Source organism: Mucilaginibacter xinganensis, assembly GCF_002257585.1.
Lineage (GTDB): Bacteria > Bacteroidota > Bacteroidia > Sphingobacteriales > Sphingobacteriaceae > Mucilaginibacter > Mucilaginibacter xinganensis.
In genome coordinates this window covers 506,468-525,087 of record NZ_CP022743.1, presented here as the reverse complement: position 1 = coordinate 525,087, position 18,620 = coordinate 506,468, and the positions used below count along the sequence as shown (strand labels likewise).

The window sequence follows — 18,620 nt, the reverse complement described above, 5'->3', positions numbered from 1 at the left end:
CAGCAACCTTTATCGCTCATGAAAAAAATCTACCTGCTTATACTTCTTGCTTTAATCGGCATAAAAGTTTCGCTTGCCCAGCCGTCGGCACAAACCGACCCGGACATTTATGTATGCGGCCCATGTAACGGCAGCTGTGATAACTTACAGTTTGATAAGCCCGGTAAGTGCCCGCATTGCGGTATGGTATTGGTAAAAACCAAACTGAGTGATTTTAAAAAACAACTGGCGCTAAAACCGGTTACCATTTGCTTTTACCTGCAGGATGGTGTGGAGGTTTTGGATTTTGCCGGGCCTATGGAAGTTTTTATTGCCGCTGGGTTTAATGTTTTCACCGTTTCAAAAAACTATAAACCGCTTCGCGCACAAACTATACTATTTGTAACGCCCGATTATACAGTTGATGATGCGCCTCCCGCAGATATCCTTGCCGTTTTTGGCGGCGATACCGGCCCCGGAGTTATTGACAGTACGGTGATAGCGTGGATAAAAAAACAAAAAGTTCAATCGTACTTTTCCGTTTGCACAGGCGCTTTTATACTCGGCAAAGCGGGTTTATTGGATAATTTAACTGCCACCACGTACCATTTACAAATTGAGAACCTGCAGAAGGCTTATCCAAAAACCAAAGTTTTGGCTAACACCCGTTTTGTTGATAATGGCAGTGTAATTACAACCGCCGGCATCTCAGCAGGAATAGACGGCGCATTACATGTGGTTGAAAAACTCCGCGGCCGGGCTTATGCACGGGGTGTGGCCGAGGCTATAGAGTACGATAAGTGGGTACCAGAGAACGGGTTGGTGATTAATAAGTAAACGCTTTTCAAATTTGCGCGTACTTCATAATCACTGTAAACCGAAAAAAGGATGTTGTATCATGCTATGGTATAATTGGCTGGATTGATTTAATTTGCGGGATATTATTCCGTGATGAAGTATTTAAAAAACTCCCTTCCTCTTCTTTTTTTATTGTGCTGTGTTTCGGCAGCCCGGCTTTCATTTGCACAAACTAAGACGGTTTCCCTGGTTAAGGGTATGGTGATCCGACAATCGGTAACCATAAAAAATAAAACCTATCATTTTGAAGGCGCCGACTCGTTATCGGTGGCTCCCGTTATTATTGAGGGTGATAACATCACCGTCAATTTTAACGGTGCTGTTATAGAAGGGAGCGCTGACTATGAAAATCCTGACAAATTTAAAGGCACAGGCATTATTATAAAAAGCGGCAAAAACATCACCATAAATAATCTTACAATCAAGGGCTTCAAAGTGGGTTTGATGGCCCTGGGTATAAATGCACTCCATATAATAAACAGCGACTTTAGCTACAACTACAAACAGCATCTTAACAGCACGCGGGACCGGGAGGACCTTGCCGACTGGCAGAGTTACCACCACAACGAACACGATGAATGGCTGCGTTATGGTGCGGGTATTTATTTGCGTAATTGCAACAATGCAGACATCCATGGCAATATCATTACGGAAGGCCAGTGTGGGCTAATGGTTACCAGCTGCAACGACGCCAGGATTTACAACAACAATTTCTCCTTTAATTCGGGACTGGGGATAGGCATGTACCGCAGCAGCCGGAACAATGTAATGTACAACAAGCTCGATTGGAACGTGCGGGGCTACAGCGATGGCGTTTACTATCGCGGACAGGACTCGGCGGGCATTTTGGTGTTTGAGCAATGTAACGACAATATCTTTGCATACAACTCCGTAACGCACTCGGGCGATGGTTTCTTTTTGTGGGCCGGCCAAACCAGTATGGATACAGGCGAAGGCGGCTGCAATGACAACCTGCTTTTTTCAAATAATTTTTCATACGCGCCAACCAATGGCATTGAGCTTACTTTTAGTCGAAATAAAATCATCCATAATATTGTTCACGATTGCTGGCATGGGATATGGGGAGGCTTCAGTTACAATACTGTTATTACCAATAATGATTTTGGCGGCAACATGTCAACCATTGCTATTGAGCATGGGCGTGACAATATTATCGCCCAAAATTCCTTTAACGGCGATAAAGTAGGGATTGAGTTATGGTCGAACCCAAAAATGGCCAAGAGCTATAGCTATGTTCAAAAAAAGGATACCCGGAGTATGAATTACGATATCAGCAATAACGCTTTTAGCAATGTTAAAAATGTTTTCAATATCAATAACACCAGCCAAGTAAACATAGCTAACAACAAAATAACCGGCAGCGTTATGCAGCAAAAGCTGGATACCACGGTAAAAGAACTTGTGTTTAATAATGTTGGCGACGGAATAAAGCCGGTGATTGACAGCGGCTATTTTCCGCGGGTAAATGGTATAGCAGGCGGACAAAATGCAATGCTGCCTGCGGGTCATCCTAAAGGCAGAAAATATATTATGATGGATCAATGGGGGCCATACAATTTTAAGTACCCCATGCTGTGGTTAACAAAAACGGATAGCGCCGGCAAAATGTATTTTGACCTGATGGGGCCAAACGGAAAATGGAAGATAGTTAATATCAAAGGAGCTTCAGGCCCGTCTGTTTCGTCAGGAATATTTCCGGCACAGCTTATTGTACAAAAAAATAATTCAGCCCTGGACGATATTGATATTGAAATGGAATATAAAGGAGAAGCTATTGCCTCGCCTTTTGGCGTAAAAAATAAAGCCGGCAGCCCCTACTTTTTTCATTACCGGGAACTTGATATCCCCTATAAATGGCAAATGAAATGGTTTATTTTTGATGAGAAGAACGATCCTGTAAAACACCCTGAACAATTTAAAAGCCTGATCAGCGGCACACCGGTTAAGACTACTGAGGGTAGGGAGATCGGCAACGTCTTCGGGAAGGGGTTTGGCAAAAACATTGCCAGGAAAAGAGTAGCCACTGTTTCAACCAGCGAGGTTGATGTTCCGGATGGTGTTTACCGGATAGGAATAAGTGCCTCGGAAATAGTAAAGCTTTATGTTGATGATAAACTGATTATTGAAAATTGGGACCCAGCCAAATTAAAAAATGATGAAGACAACCATAAAGATGCCTTTATTAAATTAAATGGCAGGCACACCATCAGGATTGAACAGGCGCAGTATGACGATTACGGAATGCTGAATCTGGTTGTTGAGAAGCAATAGTTGTTGTAATGGTGTAGATAATTGAACGCACTAACCTTTTATAATTTTTTCAACCCCTATAACATCCCCAAATCTGTAACTTTTAAAACAACTACAACTTTTACAACTACTTTCAGTAATTTCATCGCTGTTAATTTATATAGATGAAGAAATTATTTTTACTCGCAGGAATTTGTTTTATAACGTCTGCATTAATGGCCCAGCAACCGGTGAGGCCTATATTTTATTCGGTTTCATTTCCTAATGCAGCCCACCACGAAGCAGAAATAGTGATGTTTGTGCCACAGGCACCCGATGGCAATTTTAAAGTGCGCATGAGCCGCTCATCAGCCGGGCGTTATGCCACGCATGAGTTTGGCAAAAACATTTACAATGTAACCGCCACCGACGGCAGGGGGAAACCAGTAGCCATAAAGCAAATTGAAGGCGACGTATATGAAGTTGGCCCGCATTCCGAAACGGTAAAAATAAGCTATACCTTATTTGCCAATCTTACCGACGGCACTTATGCAGGGATAGACCCCAGCCATGCCCACTTAAACATGCCTGCTACATTTATGTGGATCCCGGGGCTTGAAAAACGCCCGATCCAGTTTGAGTTTAATGATCTTGATAAATATGGCTGGCGGGTGGCTTCGCAGCTTAAGCATGAAAGCGGTAAAATTTACAGCGCGCCAGATATGCAATATATGATGGACAGCCCAACTGAGCTTTCTGATTATAAAATAAGCAGTTGGAATGTTGTAAATACCAATGGCAAGACTGAGAAAATAAACCTTACCGTGCACTCGGATGATAGCCAGGCCGTGATTGACAATTTTAGCAGGATGGTACAAAAAATGGCATTAGAGGAGAAATCTGTTTTTGGCGAATTACCCGCTTACGATTATGGAGAATATACTTTTTTGGATGACGTGTATCCAACTGTATCGGGCGATGGAATGGAGCACCGCAACTCAACCTGCATTGTGCAGCCTGCTACTAAAGTGGAGGGTAATGAGGTTGCCCTGCTCGGCACTTTCTCGCACGAATACTTTCACAGCTGGAATGTAAAACGCATTCGTCCAAAATCATTGGAGCCGTTTAACTTTGAGCATGCCAATATGAGCAGTGAGTTGTGGTTTGCCGAAGGCTTTACCCAATATTATGGCGAATTGCTACTGGTTCGCTCCGGGTTCCAGAATATTGATGATTATACTGGCACTATTGCCGGTCTTGTTAATTCTGTATTAAACAAACCCGCCTCAAAAAATTATTCAGCGCCGCAAATGAGCCGCTACTCGGTGTTTGCTGATGCCGGGGTTTCCATCGATCCAAATAACAACAACAATGTATTTACAAGTTATTACGTTTATGGCGGTGCGATAGCCCTGGCGCTTGACCTGCGCCTGCGCAGCGACTTTAACCTTACGCTCGACGACTACATGCGCACCGTTTGGCTTAACCGCGGTAAAGTGATGAAGCCGTACACCATTCCCGATTTGCAGGCCGACCTTGGCCAGGTTACTAAAAACCCCAAATTTGCAGCGGATTTTTTTAGTAAGTTCATTTACGGCCTTGATAAAAACGACTATGAAAGCCTGCTTGCAAAAGCCGGATTAATATTGCAAAAGGGTGCCGCCGGCAAAGCATGGGCCGGGCCGCTATCAGTGGCACAAACGCGCGGGCGTTCAGGCGTGGCCAGAACAGCGGGTGCTGTGGGCTTACCTATACAAACAAGCACCGTACAGGGCACACCTATTTATAAAGCCGGGCTGGATGCGGGCGATATTATATTAAAAGCCGACGGAAAAGATATAACCGATGCAAAATCATTTACCGATATTGTGGCAACAAAAAACATCGGCGATAAGTTGGTAGTGAACTATAAGAACCGCACCGGCGACCACGAAACCACTGTAGTTTTGGAAGAAAACCCGGCACTTGAGGTAATTACTAATGAGAAGGCCGGTAAAACTTTAACAACAGAACAACAAATATTTCGTAACAATTGGCTATCATCAAAAGTCAAATAAAAACATGAAAAAAACCATAATAGCATTAGCCTTACTGGCTGCAACAACTTACAGCTTTGGACAGGATGTAAATAAATTGATAAAACAAGATGAGGTGGGCCAGGTTATTAAAACCTTATCTGCTGATGACATGCAGGGCCGGGCAACATTTACACCTGGCATTGAAAAAGCAGCACAATACATTGAGAGCCAATACAAGCAGGCTGGACTGGTTCCTTTAACCGGCAATAAAGACTTTCGCCAAAACTTTACCATGACGCGTACAACCGCGCTTAAAACGCTGGTAAATATCAATGGCAGGATGATTCCGCAAGACAGCGTATTTGCCAGCACCGGGGCCACTATGCTTAACTGGACCAACAACAGCGATGTGCAGGTGGCTAAGTTAGGCGCAGGCAAAAACTTTCGCACCGAATATATGAGCTATATAAAAAGTGGCAAAAAAATGCTGATCCTGGTTGATCCGCAGTTTACTGCCATTTTTCAAAATTTAAGAGCCCGCTCCTTAAAGGGTTCCATTTCGAATAAGAAGAATGACGACCAGGCGCTGGTTTTTGTATTAGGCAATCATGACGACATTAAATCATTTGATGTTAGCTATACAGGTAAAGCAGAAGAGCTTCCGTTATTCAATATTGTTGGAATGATCCCGGGCAAAACCAAACCGGATGAGTCTGTGATCTTTGGCGGGCACTATGATCACTTAGGGATCATTAAACCGGTAAAGGGCGATAGTATTGCCAACGGTGCCGACGATGATGCATCAGGCACTACAGCGGTAATTACGCTTGCTAAGTACTATAAAAAGCTTAACAACAATGCACGTACCTTAATTTTTGTAGCCTTTACGGCTGAAGAGATTGGTGAGTTTGGCTCACAGCATTTTGCTACCACGGTTGACCCTGATAAAGTTGTTGCTATGTTCAATATAGAAATGATTGGTAAAGCTTCTAAATTCGGCGAAAATTCTGCGTTTATTACGGGCTTTGAACGTTCCGATTTCGGCACTATTCTGCAAAAGAACCTGGAAGGAACCGCCTTTAAATTTTACCCGGATCCGTACCCGGAGCAGAACCTGTTTTATCGCAGCGATAACGCCTCATTGGCAGCCGTAGGCGTTCCCGCGCATACCATATCAACAGACCAGATTGACATTGATAAATTTTACCATACCGTTGGCGATGACTTGAGCACACTTGATGTTGCGAACATCACAGCAACGATCCGGGCGATTGCATTAAGTTCAAGGGGAATTGTTTCGGGCGCAGATACACCCAAAAGAGTCCCTAAACTTGAAAAATAATCATACACAACCTAAACTGGAAAATGAATAACCAACCGCACCTGATACCCGCCGATGCAGTGAAAGGCATTGCATCCGGCTTGCTGATGATGGCTTGTTTTACCCTTATATGGGCGGGTATTGCGTACGGTGGCTTGCATGGTACAGCTTATGCCTGGGGCCTGATCCCGTTTCCTGTGCTGGCCATAGCCTTTGTAATTAATGGAATTTCCTTGTTCAGGATAGCCGGCCATTTTCCAAAAGTTGAATCGGAAGAAGACAAAGCCGAAGAAAAAAAGAGGGGCAAGTGGTTCGGGATTGTTTTTGGTGCAGAGGGGTTGGGAATCTTTATTGCCATAAACGTTGTAATAAACATTGGCCACCCCGAGCTAACTATCCCGGTTATTGCATTGGTTGTAGGACTTCACTTTTACCCTTTGGCCCGGGTATTTAAACGCACCATTGATTACTACCTTGCAACCTGGAGCACTATAATAGCTGTTTTAGGTATCGCGTTTAGCTTAAATCACACATTATCCCAACCCAATGTTTCTGCATTTACAGGAATCGGGATTGCTGTGGCCACATCATGTTATGGTTTATATATGATATATAAGGGGCAGGAACTGCAGGGGCTAATACCTACGAATTAGCGCATTCCACTATTATCATTGTAACAGCGGCGGGGTCATTAGTCTTCACCCCTTCGCCGGATCTTGCGCGAAGATTCTGCTTAACGTATCATAAAGTTCCGGGTGCTTTATCTTAAACTGGTCCGGTTTTTCAAAAAAATATTCAGCTACCACGGCAAAAAATTCAGCCTCATTGGTTGTTGCATAAGGATCAATGTCTGAGTGGCCCATTTCAATTTTATGGATTTCCTGGTGCATCATGTGCACCCAGGGTTTTACATAAGTGTAGGGCAAAAAGTCTTCAGGAACGCCATCGGTAGCACCATCAGCTTTATCAAGCAGGTGCACAAATTCATGAATAGCTGTATTTTCTTTCCCGGAGCTTTTTGAAAATCCTTTCACCAGTGCGCTTCGTGATAAAATCATTTGTCCGTTCATATAACCGGAGCCTACCATCCCCATAATATTCCGGCCATCAGCGGCTTCATATTGGTAATCTTTATCAAAGGTATCAGGGTATAATAAAACGTTGGTAACGTTGCGATAGCGCCAGTCTTTAAAGCCAAAAATGGGGATCACCGCACTTGAGGCTACCATCAACCGGTCCAGATCACTTACCTGCAGGCCTACGCCTTCAATATTTACATCGTCTAAAAACTGCTCCACCTTATCTTCAAAATAAACCTTGTCAGCATCCGAAAGCTGGTCATAAAAATCAACCTCATTTGCCAGCAGCTTCTTTTGCGCATCGGTAAGAATAACCTGGGTGAGCACTCTTTTACGTTTGCGCCGGTAAATGGTAATTATTAAAAGAACTACTAGGATGATGATATAAAGCATGAGAGCGTATTTGCAGTACTATGGACAAGGTCTATTAAACAAAGCCATCACAATTTGGTTTCTTATATCAGTAAGTTTTAAAATTCAACGTCTAAATCCAACCCGCGATTCGATGAATTTTCATCAATCTTTATCCCATATTCAAGCAGGAGGCTAAAATCATTTAAGTTAAAAACCATGCTCCCAACGTTTTTTTTCAGCGGGAAGTTGAAGCTAAATCCATCGCAGGCAAATTCAACATCAACATCTCTACCTTTCTTAAGATTAAAATCTAAATGACTTATTTTACCACTTATGCAATCCTCTATCCTAAATCTGAAACCATGCGGTTTGATTACCTCATATTGGTACTTCATTCGTCCATCTAAATTAGATTCAATAGCCATTAGTAGAGCTTCTGCTTTGCGAAGTGTCATTTCTGAAGTAAATTGTAAGGTAAATATCGTCATTCATAAGAAAAGCGATGAAATTCCTCCCATCGCTTTTCTTTTTCAGTAATTCCAATTCTGAAATTATATCAAAAGCCTTACCGGTTCTTCCAGTAATGATTTTAGTGTTTGCAGGAATGCGGCACCTGTTGCACCGTCAACCACGCGGTGGTCGCAGCTTAGGGTTACCTTCATTACATTACCCGGTACTACTGCACCATTCTTAACAACAGGCACCTGCTGAATGCCGCTAACGGCAAGGATACAGGCATCAGGTGTATTAATAATGGCGGTAAACTCTTCAACTCCAAACATACCAAGGTTTGATATCGTGAAGGTAGAGCCTTCCCAATCTGAGGGTTGCAGTTTTTTTGCTTTTGCTTTTTGTGCAAAGTCTTTTACTTCGGCACTAATACGGCTTAATGATTTACCATCGGCAAAACGCACTACCGGAACTAGCAAGCCTTCGTCAACAGCAACGGCAACACCAATGTGCACATGCTCGTTGGTGCGGATCTTATCGCCCAGGTATGATGAGTTAATAGCGGGGTGTTGTTTTAAGGCCACGGCGCAAGCTTTCAATACAAAATCGTTAAATGAGATTTTGACAGGGGCCACTTCATTAATACGGGTACGGGCGGCTATAGCCTGGTCCATATCAATGCTCATGGTTACGTAGAAGTGCGGAGCAGTAAACAAGCTTTCGCTTAAGCGCTTGCTGATCACCTTCCGCATCTGACTAACCGGCTTCTCGGTATATTTTTCCTCACCGGTGTATGGCGCCAATGGTGCCGGAGCCGGTTTTGCAGCTGGTGCAGGTGTTGCTGAAGGAGCGGCACTTGCCACAGCAGCAGGCGCAGCAGCTTTGGCAGCCGGTACGTATTCTTCAACATCTTTCTTAATAATGCGGCCGCCTTCGGCACTGCCTTTTACATCATTAAGGCTGATGCCCTTTTCTTTTGCTATTTTGCGGGCAAGCGGTGATGCTTTAACCCGACTATCATCTGTTGAAGTAGCATCAGCCGGGCTGTCCGACTCTTCAGCTTTCGCTGCTTCGGCGGCAGGGGCTTCTTCTGCTTTTGCAGCAGGGGCGGCCTCGTCATCCGTTAGCAGGGGCGTAATATCAGTGCCGGCTTTACCAACAATAGCAATAATGCCATTAACCGGTGCAGCCTCGCCTTCTTTGGGGCCTATATATAATAACGTCCCGGCTTCGTAACCAACAACCTCCATGGTGGCTTTGTCAGTTTCTACATCGGCCAGCGCGTCATCACTTTTTACAGTGTCGCCAACTTTAAAGTTCCATTTGTTTATAACGCCTTCCGTCATGGTATCGCTAAGGGCCGGCATACGGATCACCGTTGCAGGGATACTGCTTTTATCAACTTTAGGTTTTGCCTCAACGGGGGCTGCAGGTTTCTTTTCTTCAGCAGCTGCGGGTGCTTTTGCTTCAGCAGGGGCTTCTGCCTTTTCAGCAGTTGGTGCAGCACTGCCCGCCGCATTTATTGCAGCCTGGTAATCTTCACCTTCTTTTCCTATAACAGCGATCAGTGCATCAACCGGAACAGCTTTGCCTTCTTCAACACCTATGTAAAGCAGGGTGCCATCCTGGTACGATTCAAAATCCATGGTGGCTTTATCGGTTTCAATTTCGGCCAATACATCGCCTGATTTTACCTTATCACCAACTTTCTTATGCCACTTTGCCAATACCCCTTCGGTCATGGTATCGCTCATTTTAGGCATTTTAACTACTTCGGCCATATATTATTTGATTCAATAGTTCTTATAAATTCAATTTAAATATAACGATTAGCTCATTATATAAGGGTAATCTTTCTGCACGTAAACATCAGTATATAACTCTGACGCCTCAGGCCATGGAGATTCCTCAGCAAATTTTACCGACTCGTCAACTTCAGCTTTTATTTTCGCATCAATTTCTTCAAACCATTTTTCGTCAGCGTAACCTTCCGAAAGTATGGTGTGCCGGGTTAACTCAATAGGGTCTTTTGCTTTGTATGATTCAAGCTCCTCTTTGGTACGATACTTTTGCGGATCGGACATGGAGTGGCCTTTATAACGGTAGGTACGCATTTCGAGGAAGGTTGGTCCTTCACCGGCACGGGCACGCTGAGCAGCTTCATCCATCGCTTTATGTACAGCCGCCGGATCCATACCATCAACCGGTGATGAAGGGATTCCGTAAGGCAAGCCTAATTTATAAATGTCAGTTTGTGCTGTTGTACGCTCTAACGAGGTACCCATTGCATAACCGTTGTTTTCGCAAACAAATATTACCGGCAGTTTCCAAAGCGCCGCCATGTTGAAAGTTTCGGTAAGTGCACCCTGGCGCACAGCACCGTCGCCCATGTAAGCAACGTTCAAAAATTCGGTCCCTTTATACTTTTCAGCAAAGGCTATACCAGCGCCCAGGGGAACTTGCCCGCCTACAATGCCGTGACCTCCATAAAAATGTTTTTCTTTATCAAACATGTGCATAGAGCCTCCTTTGCCTTTTGAGCATCCGGTAGCTTTTCCATACAGTTCGGCCATTATAGCATTTGAGCTAACGCCTTTGGCAATAGCGTGCGCATGATCGCGATAAGCGGTTATCATGCTGTCCTCTTGTTTAAGTACAGACATTGCTCCGGCCAACACGGCTTCCTGTCCAATATATAAGTGGCAAAAACCCCTTATTTTTTGCTGTCCGTATAATTGCCCTGCTTTTTCTTCGAACTTTCGCATCAAAAGCATTGACTCGTACCACATCAGGTAGGTGTCCTTATTTATTTCGATTGAACTCATGTATTATAAACGATCAATTATTATAAAGCGCAAATCTAATTATATCTATGAAATATAGAAACTGCATTGTGCTGATTAAACGACGATTTTGCGAAAAAGATTTGTAATATTTTTAATATACCGCTCAATGCCGCTCCAAAAAACAAAACCGTGTGTAAAAACAACACTAATTCCCGGAAATTATTCACAATTAAAAATTTAAAAATTTGACATTTTGTGAATAAATTCTTTCGCAATTAACAATCGGACACAAATGTTGAAAAAAAACAGTCATTCTGTTGCAATTTTAAAAAATTTAGATAGTTTTGTAGCCAACAATAGACAGGGTGTCCAATTTAATAAACAAGTTGTTGCCTAACACAACAAACTAATCGATTAAATGAAGAAAATTACTATCGTTATTGCGTTATTTTTCAGCACATTAGTTGCTCAAGCTCAAACAAAAAACAGTCCAGGAACTTCGGACGAAAAAAATCCTGACGAACAGGAATCATTAGCAAAAGATTATTTATCTCAAATAATGGGTGTGGCAATGTCAGCTACATCAAATATGAAATTGTTTCATTTTGTTTACGACTGGATAGGTACACCGTACCGTTTTGGCGGAAGCTCAAGAAGAGGTATTGATTGTTCAGCATTTACAAAAGAGCTGTACAGCGAAGTATTCAACATGGATATTCAACGCAGCTCACGTGATATTTTTAGCATGGTTAGCCCGGTTAGAAAAGACGATTTGAAAGAGGGCGATTTGGTTTTCTTTAAAATCCACAGCCGCCGCATTTCGCATGTGGGCATTTATTTAGGCAACAACAGGTTTGCACATGCCTCTTCAAGGGGTGTTGCGATCAGCAGCCTTGACGACGCATATTACAGCAGGTACTTTTACCGCGGAGGCCGCATGCTGGAATCATTCAAAGCAGAGCTTCAAAAACAGAGTTCGGATAACAACAACAGCACAGCAAACAATAACTAAATTTATAAACCCTAATTAATTTAGAATCCTTTCCTGACCAGAAAGGATTTTTTTGTTGAATAAAACGGAGCCTCCCGGGTAACTATAAAGCCTGTTTAGCGGAAAGTTAACCCACAGCAGCGCAATCCACAATAAAATTATTATGTTAGTTGGCATGTAAGACGGGAGTTAATATCATTGAAGAACAAGTTATATAGGAACAGTTTGTTGAATTTATTAAAAAACTGCATTGTATTTATTGCAGCAATTTTGCTGTTCGCATCCTGCCAATACCGGCAAAAACCACAGCCCGAAGTTTATCATCCACCGGAAAAGAAATCTATAATACAACAGGACACCCTTAAGGTGAAAAGCGATACCATTCAACGCGATTCATTATGTATTGTGGCCGTTGGGGATATAATGCTCGGGACCTCTTACCCCGACGATAAAACGCTGCCGCCCGATAGCGCAAAGGGGAGTTTTAAAAACGTAGTAAAAGAACTGCGAAATGCAGATGTAACTTTTGGCAACCTGGAAGGCACCCTGTTGGATACCGGCGCACCTGCCAATTACAGGCTGCACCAGTTAAGGCCGCCTTACCTGTTCCGAATGCCGGTAAATTTCGCGGGAGTTTTAAAGGATGCAGGGTTTAACGTTCTTAGCCTGGCTAATAACCATATAGGCGATTTTGACAATGCCGGTCGCCTAAGTACCATGAAGGTTTTGGACAGCCTGGGCATAAAACATGGCGGGCAGGTAAGCCGTCCTGCAGCGGTATTTAAAATTAATGGGGTTACCTACGGCTTTTGTGCATTTGCCCCTAACGGTTATACCTTATCCATCCTCGATTTAAAAAACGCGGGCAGGATCATCAGGAAACTTAAACAAAAATGCGATGTGCTTATCGTATCATTTCACGGCGGCGGCGAGGGGCTGGCTTATGAACACGTACCTGACAGTACAGAAGTTTACATAAATGAAAAACGGGGAAATGTAAAAGCATTTGCCCACGCTGCCGTTGATGCCGGTGCCGACCTTGTTTTTGGTAACGGCCCTCATGTTTGCCGCGGCATGGAAAGATACAAGGATAGATTGATTGCCTACAGCCTGGGTAATTTCTGCACATACAAGTGCGTAAGCGTTGCAGGTATTTGCGGCCTGGCGCCCATCCTTAAAGTTTACGTAAATAAAACCGGTGAATTTTTAAGCGGCCGCATTATATCTGCTAAACAAGATCATTTAACAGGATTAGAACCTGATCCGTTAAATAAGGCTGCAATCCGCATTAAACAACTTACCGCCGTTGATTTTCCCGCCTCAGGTTTAAACATCAGCGATGAAGGGCTGGTAACCAAGCTTAATTAAACCGACAAAAAAATGCGCACCGGTAATTCCGGCATGCATCAGTACTTTTAGCTGTATCAATTATAATGGTTTTATTAATATGCTACACCTCATCTTTGGTTGTACGTACCAAACTAATCCCGGTAAAGAAGAAAAGTATGGCTATAATGCCCACCACTATTAATGTGGTGATGTTGCCATTATGGTTAATTACGCCAACGCCTGTGTAAATTAACCCGATAATACCTAATACTGTGAGTATTGCTCCGAAGGTTCGTTTTAAGTTCATAGTTGTGATGCTGTTTTAAAAAGCATTTTGTAAAAAACAAATAGCACACCAATAATTTATCATACATTTAGATTATTAAACTTTATTGACTATGACCCCACAGATAGGCTTTTTTATTGTAGTTTTCATTTTACTGGTTATTGTGCTTTCCTCATTTGTGTCTGTTAAACAAGGCACTATAGTAGTAATTACAGTGTTTGGCAAGTATCGCCGCATATTAACCCCGGGCTTAAACTTCAAGATACCTTTCATTGAAAACATCTATTCCAAGATCTCTATTCAGAACCGCTCTGTTGAATTGGAATTCCAAGCGGTAACTTTTGATCAGGCTAATGTTTATTTTAAGGCAATGTTGCTTTATTCGGTTCTGGACCAGCAAGAGGAAACCATTAAAAACGTAGCGTTCAAATTTGTTGATGACCGCAACCTGATGCAGGCGCTAATCCGCACCGTTGAAGGATCCATCCGTGCATTTGTGGCCACCAAACGCCAGTCGGAGGTGTTGATACTAAGGCGTGATATTGTTGAGCACGTTAAAGAACAACTGGATGTGATACTGGAAGGCTGGGGTTACCACCTACAGGACCTGCAGCTTAATGATATTACATTTGATGACGTTATCATGAAATCAATGAGCCAGGTAGTAGCCTCAAACAACCTTAAAGCCGCTGCCGAAAATGAAGGCCAGGCATTGCTGATCACAAAAACAAAGGCCGCAGAAGCAGAGGGTAATGCCATTAAAATATCAGCAGAAGCAGAACGTCAGGCATCGCAGTTGCGGGGGCAGGGTGTGGCCCTATTCCGCGAAGAGGTGGCCAAGGGGATGTCAGTAGCTGCTAAAGAAATGAAGGATGCCAATATGGACACTTCGGTTATTCTATTTACCATGTGGACGGAGTCCATCAAACATTTTGCAGAGAACTCACAGGGCAACGTTATCTTTCTTGACGGGTCAACCGATGCCATGCAGCAAACTATGAAAGAAATGATGGCGTTAAACCAAATACACGCTACCCAAGTCAAAAAGTAAAATTTTACTTTGACCTGCTGATGAAATTTGGATTTGTGAGATTGACTTGCTTTGTTTTATTATGGTTTGCGCTTGTTAACAGCGCATCCGCCCAGGCCATCCGTCAGCTAACCCTTAACGATTTTAAGGGGGTTCCGCATACTGATTTAAATACCGTTGCCTATACCAATTGCTCTATCAGTTTCCGTTACGAGGCCCGCCGGGAAAAAAATTATTACCTGCTGAACTTTGATATCAACCTGACTTTAAATGATTGTGTATCATGGATAGATAAAAAGCGTATCACCTCTGACGAAATGCTTGCCGAAGTTTTAAAACATGAGGAGGGACATTATCTTATCGCTTACATGGAGCAGCAGGAACTGCTAAGAACCGTAGGGAAAACTGTTTTTTATGCTGACTACCAGTCTGCCGCGCAAAATATTTTTAACCGGATTGATGCCAAATACAAGCAACTAAACGTGGACTACGATACAGATACCCGGCACATGCAGAACCGGGTCCAACAACAAAGTTGGGACGCCTATTTTAGAAAGCGTTTAACCTACATGCCCCCGCAATAATAACAAATGGATAATGATTTGACCGTCGGGTTATACAATTCCTGTTAAAATTATATATTTTCGGTATTGATAATTTACGAATGCAAAATTCCGAAAGCAAAAAAGATACTCCTGTCGTCCTTAAAATAGCCGTTGTGGGTCCGGAATCTACCGGTAAATCAACAATGTCGGCTTACCTGGCTAAACACTATAATACCATTTGGGTGCCTGAATATGCGCGGGGATATTGTGAAAAGCTTACTGCACCACCAACCTGGCAAGACGAAATAAATATGTTTTACGGGCAGATTGCACTGGAAGATGAATTGTTACCCAACGGAAACCACTTACTTATTTGCGATACTACCTTTATTACGGTTAAGATCTGGAGCGATGAAATTTTCGGCAGATCGCCACAAGAGGTTTTGGAAGAGATGCCAAAGCGCACATACGATCTATACCTGTTACTCAACATTGATTTGCCCTGGGAAGATGACCCGCTCCGTGATTTCCCCCACAAGCGTGAACATTTTATGGATGTTTGGTATAGAGAATTAGACGCTTTAAAAGCCAACTATGTTTTAATTTCAGGTACCGGCCCTGAAAGATATCACCTGGCGATTAAAGCGGTGGATGATTTTTTAAAATCAGGTTCAAAAAAAAATTAAATAAAACTTACCCGTTTTATCCTGCAAATCCTTTCCTTCAATAGCAATAGCGAAACATAATACCCGGGGGGATGAAATAATTACAACGCGCATGCAACGTTGTAAAAACCTTTGCGTCATATAACATGCAAGCTGATCAAAATTTGGAAGCCGTATATATTGACAAGCATTATAACCTGGTGGTTGAGTGCAAACAAGGCAGTAAAAAAGCCTGTTATGAGTTGTACAAACTTTATTCTAAAGCGATGTTAAACGTCGCCTTTAGGATAGTGGGGAATATTGCCGAAGCTGAAGATGTATTGCAGGAGGCTTTTGTTGATGCATTCGGTAAGGTGAAAGACTTCAGGCAGGATACCACCTTTGGCTTATGGCTTAAACAAATAGTAGTTAACCGGTCTATCAACCTGCTGCGCAAACGCAAGCTGGATCTGGTTGACCTGGAAGGCGACCAACTGGAAAATATTGCTGACGAAGAATTTGATGATGGAGAAGAAACACAATACCAGGCAGCCCGGGTTAAAGAGGCAATGAAAGAATTACCCGAAGGTTACAGGTTAGTTATATCATTATACCTGCTGGAGGGATACGACCACGAAGAAATAGGACAAATATTGAGTATTTCAGAAAACACTTCAAGAACCCAGTTCTTAAGGGCGAAAAGGAAACTTCTGGAAATTTTAAAAAGAAAGGGAATAACATCATGAGAAAGCGATTAGAGGAATTTATGAAAATAAACAGGGAGGAATTTGATGACCTGGAACCGTCAGCAGACCTGTGGAGCAGGATCGAAAAGCAATTACCCCCACAGCATACGGAACTAAAAAAGAAAGGGGCAAAAACATTTTCGCTTGGCTTTGTGCTGCGGGTAGCAGCATCGGTTATTGTAGTAATGGGCATTGGGTTTGCATTTTACCTGCACGGGCAGGAAAAGAAACCGATTGACCTGGCTTCTATAAACCCGTTATATGCGCAACAACAAATTCAATACACTTCATTAATTGAAACAAAGCGCAGCGAGCTTAAATTAATGTCAAAAGCCGACCCTCAACTGTACAAAGAGTTTAGCGGTGAGATCGCAAAAATGGATTCAACTTACAAAAAACTTAACGGTGAATTAGCCACCAGCCCTAACCAGGAGCGCGTTTTACGGGCAATGATCCGTAATCTGCAGATCCAGACACAGGTGCTTAATCAGCAGTTAACCGTAATTGAGCAGTTGAATCAAACAAAAAAACAACAAAGCAATGAGATCAAAAATATTTAAGCCGTCAATACTTGCGTTAATAGCATTATTTGCAATTAATGCATCAGGCTTTGCGCAAAAGAAAACCAGGGCTAAGCAAAAGCACGTTGTGACCATTACCACAAACTTTGACGAAGCGGATTTCCAGGCTAAAATGGATAACCTGGGTAAAAGCCTCGAAGCGGGGATGAAAGACCTGGGAAAGAATATCTCTTCAACTGTAAACAACCTGGCCTCGAACATTAGCGTCAGTGTAAATAACTCAGATAATGATGACGACGTGAGCGTGGAGCCAAAGGTTGAACTCAACCTGGGCAACCTCCTTAATAAGATTGATATTAACGTTTCTGATAATGAGGACGAAAGCGAAAACGATAATCAAACACTGAAGGTTAAAAACTTTAGCAAAAGCTATCCGCTTGATGCAAACGACAGGATAAGGTTGAGCAACCAGTACGGCAAAATTACGGTTAACACCTGGGACAGGCACGAAGTTAAAGTTGATGTACAGATAAAAGCCGAAGCCCGTAATGATGACGATGCACAGAAATTGATAGATGGCGTGCAGATCAGCGACAGTAAAAACGGTGACCAGGTATCATTCAAAACAAATATTTCCCGTGATGACGATGGGTTTTGGAGCCTTTTTAATTTTGGCGGAAGAAACAAAAAACAAAAGCTGACCATCAATTACGTAGTTTACATGCCTGCCAAAACTGATTTAAATGTTGAAGCAAGTTATGGATCGATTGAATTGCCGGACCTTGACGGGCGCGTTAAAATAAGCACCTCCTATGGCAGTACTTCGGTGCAAAATTTATCAAACCCTTCAAATGAAATTGAAGGCAGTTATGGCAGCATAAAAATTGGCTCGATAAATGGCGGACGGCTTGACTTTTCATATGGCAGTGTTGACATTGAGGAATGTAACAACCTGAAAGCCGACCTAAGTTATGGCTCATTTAAAATAGGCCGGTTAAAGGGCTCCGGTGATTTTGACCTGTCTTACGAAGGTGGTTTCAAAATAGCGGAAGTTGCCAGCTCATTGAGGCGATTAAATATTAATAGTTCTTATTCGGGCGCCTCAATAGGCATTTCTCCAGCCAGTAACTTTGATTTTGACATCACCACCAGCTACGGCGGGTTCAATTATAACGATAATAACGTATTTATCACCAGCAAAAACCCACCGGATGGCAGCAAGCATATCGGTACCACCCGCAATTATAAGGGCCGTGTGGGTAAAGGGAGTTCAGAGGCGCGCGTAACTATAAATACCAGTTACGGTGGTGTACATTTTGATTAAACAGTGACGCGCGGAAATATTTCTGAATTTATCAATAGCTCTCTTTAAAGGTACTTATCAGTATTTTACGCGATAAGTACCTTTAAAGGACAAAAGATGAAAAATAATT

18 protein-coding genes are annotated in these 18,620 nt (G+C 42.8%); 13 read left to right on the top strand and 5 right to left on the bottom strand.

What is annotated here, in order from left to right:
* The first annotated feature begins 18 nt into the window (after nt 1-18).
* The 5 genes from MuYL_RS02460 (at nt 19) to MuYL_RS02440 (ending at nt 7,079) form a co-directional block, all read left to right on the top strand.
* On the top strand, nt 19-816 hold the full coding sequence (locus tag MuYL_RS02460) for a DJ-1/PfpI family protein (RefSeq protein ID WP_211710230.1): 798 nt from the start codon (nt 19-21) through the stop codon (nt 814-816).
* A 114-nt stretch (nt 817-930) separates the two neighbouring features.
* Nucleotides 931-3,129, top strand: coding sequence for a right-handed parallel beta-helix repeat-containing protein (locus MuYL_RS02455; protein WP_094569016.1), 2,199 nt, complete (start codon nt 931-933; stop codon nt 3,127-3,129).
* A gap of 143 nt (nt 3,130-3,272) precedes the next feature.
* Nucleotides 3,273-5,144 carry a M61 family metallopeptidase gene (locus MuYL_RS02450; RefSeq protein WP_094569015.1) on the top strand — a complete coding sequence of 624 codons (1,872 nt, stop codon included), beginning with the start codon at nt 3,273-3,275 and terminating at the stop codon, nt 5,142-5,144.
* A gap of 4 nt (nt 5,145-5,148) precedes the next feature.
* Complete coding sequence (locus MuYL_RS02445; RefSeq protein ID WP_094569014.1) at nt 5,149-6,447, top strand: M28 family metallopeptidase; 1,299 nt, start codon at nt 5,149-5,151, stop codon at nt 6,445-6,447.
* A gap of 23 nt (nt 6,448-6,470) precedes the next feature.
* Entirely contained in the window at nt 6,471-7,079 is a 609-nt protein-coding gene (locus MuYL_RS02440; RefSeq protein ID WP_094569013.1) for a hypothetical protein, read from the top strand.
* 45 nt (nt 7,080-7,124) lie between these two features.
* Here the strand turns inward: MuYL_RS02440 and MuYL_RS02435 are convergent, their stop codons facing one another.
* The 4 genes from MuYL_RS02435 to pdhA form a co-directional block, all read right to left on the bottom strand.
* Complete coding sequence (locus tag MuYL_RS02435) at nt 7,125-7,898, bottom strand: M90 family metallopeptidase (protein ID WP_094569012.1); 774 nt, start codon at nt 7,896-7,898, stop codon at nt 7,125-7,127.
* 77 nt (nt 7,899-7,975) lie between these two features.
* Entirely contained in the window at nt 7,976-8,314 is a 339-nt protein-coding gene (locus MuYL_RS02430; RefSeq protein WP_094569011.1) for a hypothetical protein, read from the bottom strand.
* Between the two features lie 96 nt (nt 8,315-8,410).
* Complete coding sequence (locus MuYL_RS02425; protein WP_094569010.1) at nt 8,411-10,090, bottom strand: pyruvate dehydrogenase complex dihydrolipoamide acetyltransferase; 1,680 nt, start codon at nt 10,088-10,090, stop codon at nt 8,411-8,413.
* Between the two features lie 48 nt (nt 10,091-10,138).
* On the bottom strand, nt 10,139-11,134 hold the full coding sequence (pdhA, locus tag MuYL_RS02420) for a pyruvate dehydrogenase (acetyl-transferring) E1 component subunit alpha (RefSeq protein WP_094569009.1): 996 nt from the start codon (nt 11,132-11,134) through the stop codon (nt 10,139-10,141).
* Nucleotides 11,135-11,513: 379 nt separating this feature from the next.
* Here pdhA and MuYL_RS02415 point away from each other — a divergent pair, with 379 nt between their 5' ends.
* Nucleotides 11,514-12,107, top strand: a complete 594-nt coding sequence (locus MuYL_RS02415; RefSeq protein ID WP_094569008.1) for a C40 family peptidase — start codon at nt 11,514-11,516, stop codon at nt 12,105-12,107.
* A 207-nt stretch (nt 12,108-12,314) separates the two neighbouring features.
* The gene (locus tag MuYL_RS02410) at nt 12,315-13,454 is read left to right on the top strand and encodes a CapA family protein (RefSeq protein ID WP_094569007.1); all 1,140 of its coding nucleotides are present in this window, start codon (nt 12,315-12,317) and stop codon (nt 13,452-13,454) included.
* An 82-nt stretch (nt 13,455-13,536) separates the two neighbouring features.
* Here the strand turns inward: MuYL_RS02410 and MuYL_RS02405 are convergent, their stop codons facing one another.
* Complete coding sequence (locus MuYL_RS02405) at nt 13,537-13,722, bottom strand: hypothetical protein (protein WP_094569006.1); 186 nt, start codon at nt 13,720-13,722, stop codon at nt 13,537-13,539.
* A 91-nt stretch (nt 13,723-13,813) separates the two neighbouring features.
* Between MuYL_RS02405 and MuYL_RS02400 the strand changes: the two genes are divergently transcribed.
* The 6 genes from MuYL_RS02400 (at nt 13,814) to MuYL_RS02375 (ending at nt 18,511) form a co-directional block, all read left to right on the top strand.
* The gene (locus MuYL_RS02400) at nt 13,814-14,752 is read left to right on the top strand and encodes an SPFH domain-containing protein (RefSeq protein ID WP_094569005.1); all 939 of its coding nucleotides are present in this window, start codon (nt 13,814-13,816) and stop codon (nt 14,750-14,752) included.
* Nucleotides 14,753-14,772: 20 nt separating this feature from the next.
* A complete protein-coding gene (locus MuYL_RS02395) occupies nt 14,773-15,315 on the top strand; it encodes a DUF922 domain-containing protein (protein WP_094569004.1) in 543 nt (180 codons plus the stop codon).
* Nucleotides 15,316-15,395: 80 nt separating this feature from the next.
* Nucleotides 15,396-15,962 (top strand): AAA family ATPase, encoded by a 567-nt coding sequence (locus MuYL_RS02390; RefSeq protein ID WP_094569003.1) that lies wholly within the window; start codon nt 15,396-15,398, stop codon nt 15,960-15,962.
* Between the two features lie 125 nt (nt 15,963-16,087).
* Nucleotides 16,088-16,666 carry an RNA polymerase sigma factor gene (locus tag MuYL_RS02385; RefSeq protein WP_170309718.1) on the top strand — a complete coding sequence of 193 codons (579 nt, stop codon included), beginning with the start codon at nt 16,088-16,090 and terminating at the stop codon, nt 16,664-16,666.
* Nucleotides 16,663-17,226: a hypothetical protein gene (locus MuYL_RS02380; protein ID WP_094569002.1), complete on the top strand. Its 564-nt coding sequence runs from the start codon at nt 16,663-16,665 to the stop codon at nt 17,224-17,226. Before MuYL_RS02385 ends, MuYL_RS02380 begins: the two co-directional genes overlap by 4 nt.
* On the top strand, nt 17,207-18,511 hold the full coding sequence (locus tag MuYL_RS02375; RefSeq protein ID WP_094569001.1) for a DUF4097 family beta strand repeat-containing protein: 1,305 nt from the start codon (nt 17,207-17,209) through the stop codon (nt 18,509-18,511). Before MuYL_RS02380 ends, MuYL_RS02375 begins: the two co-directional genes overlap by 20 nt.
* The last annotated feature ends 109 nt before the right edge of the window (nt 18,512-18,620 follow it).

Excerpts from the sequence above, each read along its gene's own strand:
- MuYL_RS02440 (WP_094569013.1), top strand. The coding sequence starts at position 6,471 with ATGAATAACCAACCGCACCTGATACCCGCCGATGCAGTGAAAGGCATT.
- MuYL_RS02385 (WP_170309718.1), top strand. The coding sequence starts at position 16,088 with ATGCAAGCTGATCAAAATTTGGAAGCCGTATATATTGACAAGCATTAT.
- MuYL_RS02435 (WP_094569012.1), bottom strand. The coding sequence starts at position 7,898 with ATGCTTTATATCATCATCCTAGTAGTTCTTTTAATAATTACCATTTAC.
- MuYL_RS02455 (WP_094569016.1), top strand. The coding sequence starts at position 931 with ATGAAGTATTTAAAAAACTCCCTTCCTCTTCTTTTTTTATTGTGCTGT.
- MuYL_RS02390 (WP_094569003.1), top strand. The coding sequence starts at position 15,396 with ATGCAAAATTCCGAAAGCAAAAAAGATACTCCTGTCGTCCTTAAAATA.
- MuYL_RS02415 (WP_094569008.1), top strand. The coding sequence starts at position 11,514 with ATGAAGAAAATTACTATCGTTATTGCGTTATTTTTCAGCACATTAGTT.
- MuYL_RS02445 (WP_094569014.1), top strand. The coding sequence starts at position 5,149 with ATGAAAAAAACCATAATAGCATTAGCCTTACTGGCTGCAACAACTTAC.
- MuYL_RS02460 (WP_211710230.1), top strand. The coding sequence starts at position 19 with ATGAAAAAAATCTACCTGCTTATACTTCTTGCTTTAATCGGCATAAAA.
- MuYL_RS02430 (WP_094569011.1), bottom strand. The coding sequence starts at position 8,314 with ATGACACTTCGCAAAGCAGAAGCTCTACTAATGGCTATTGAATCTAAT.
- MuYL_RS02400 (WP_094569005.1), top strand. The coding sequence starts at position 13,814 with ATGACCCCACAGATAGGCTTTTTTATTGTAGTTTTCATTTTACTGGTT.
- MuYL_RS02375 (WP_094569001.1), top strand. The coding sequence starts at position 17,207 with ATGAGATCAAAAATATTTAAGCCGTCAATACTTGCGTTAATAGCATTA.
- MuYL_RS02395 (WP_094569004.1), top strand. The coding sequence starts at position 14,773 with ATGAAATTTGGATTTGTGAGATTGACTTGCTTTGTTTTATTATGGTTT.
- MuYL_RS02405 (WP_094569006.1), bottom strand. The coding sequence starts at position 13,722 with ATGAACTTAAAACGAACCTTCGGAGCAATACTCACAGTATTAGGTATT.
- MuYL_RS02450 (WP_094569015.1), top strand. The coding sequence starts at position 3,273 with ATGAAGAAATTATTTTTACTCGCAGGAATTTGTTTTATAACGTCTGCA.
- MuYL_RS02425 (WP_094569010.1), bottom strand. The coding sequence starts at position 10,090 with ATGGCCGAAGTAGTTAAAATGCCTAAAATGAGCGATACCATGACCGAA.
- MuYL_RS02380 (WP_094569002.1), top strand. The coding sequence starts at position 16,663 with ATGAGAAAGCGATTAGAGGAATTTATGAAAATAAACAGGGAGGAATTT.
- pdhA (WP_094569009.1), bottom strand. The coding sequence starts at position 11,134 with ATGAGTTCAATCGAAATAAATAAGGACACCTACCTGATGTGGTACGAG.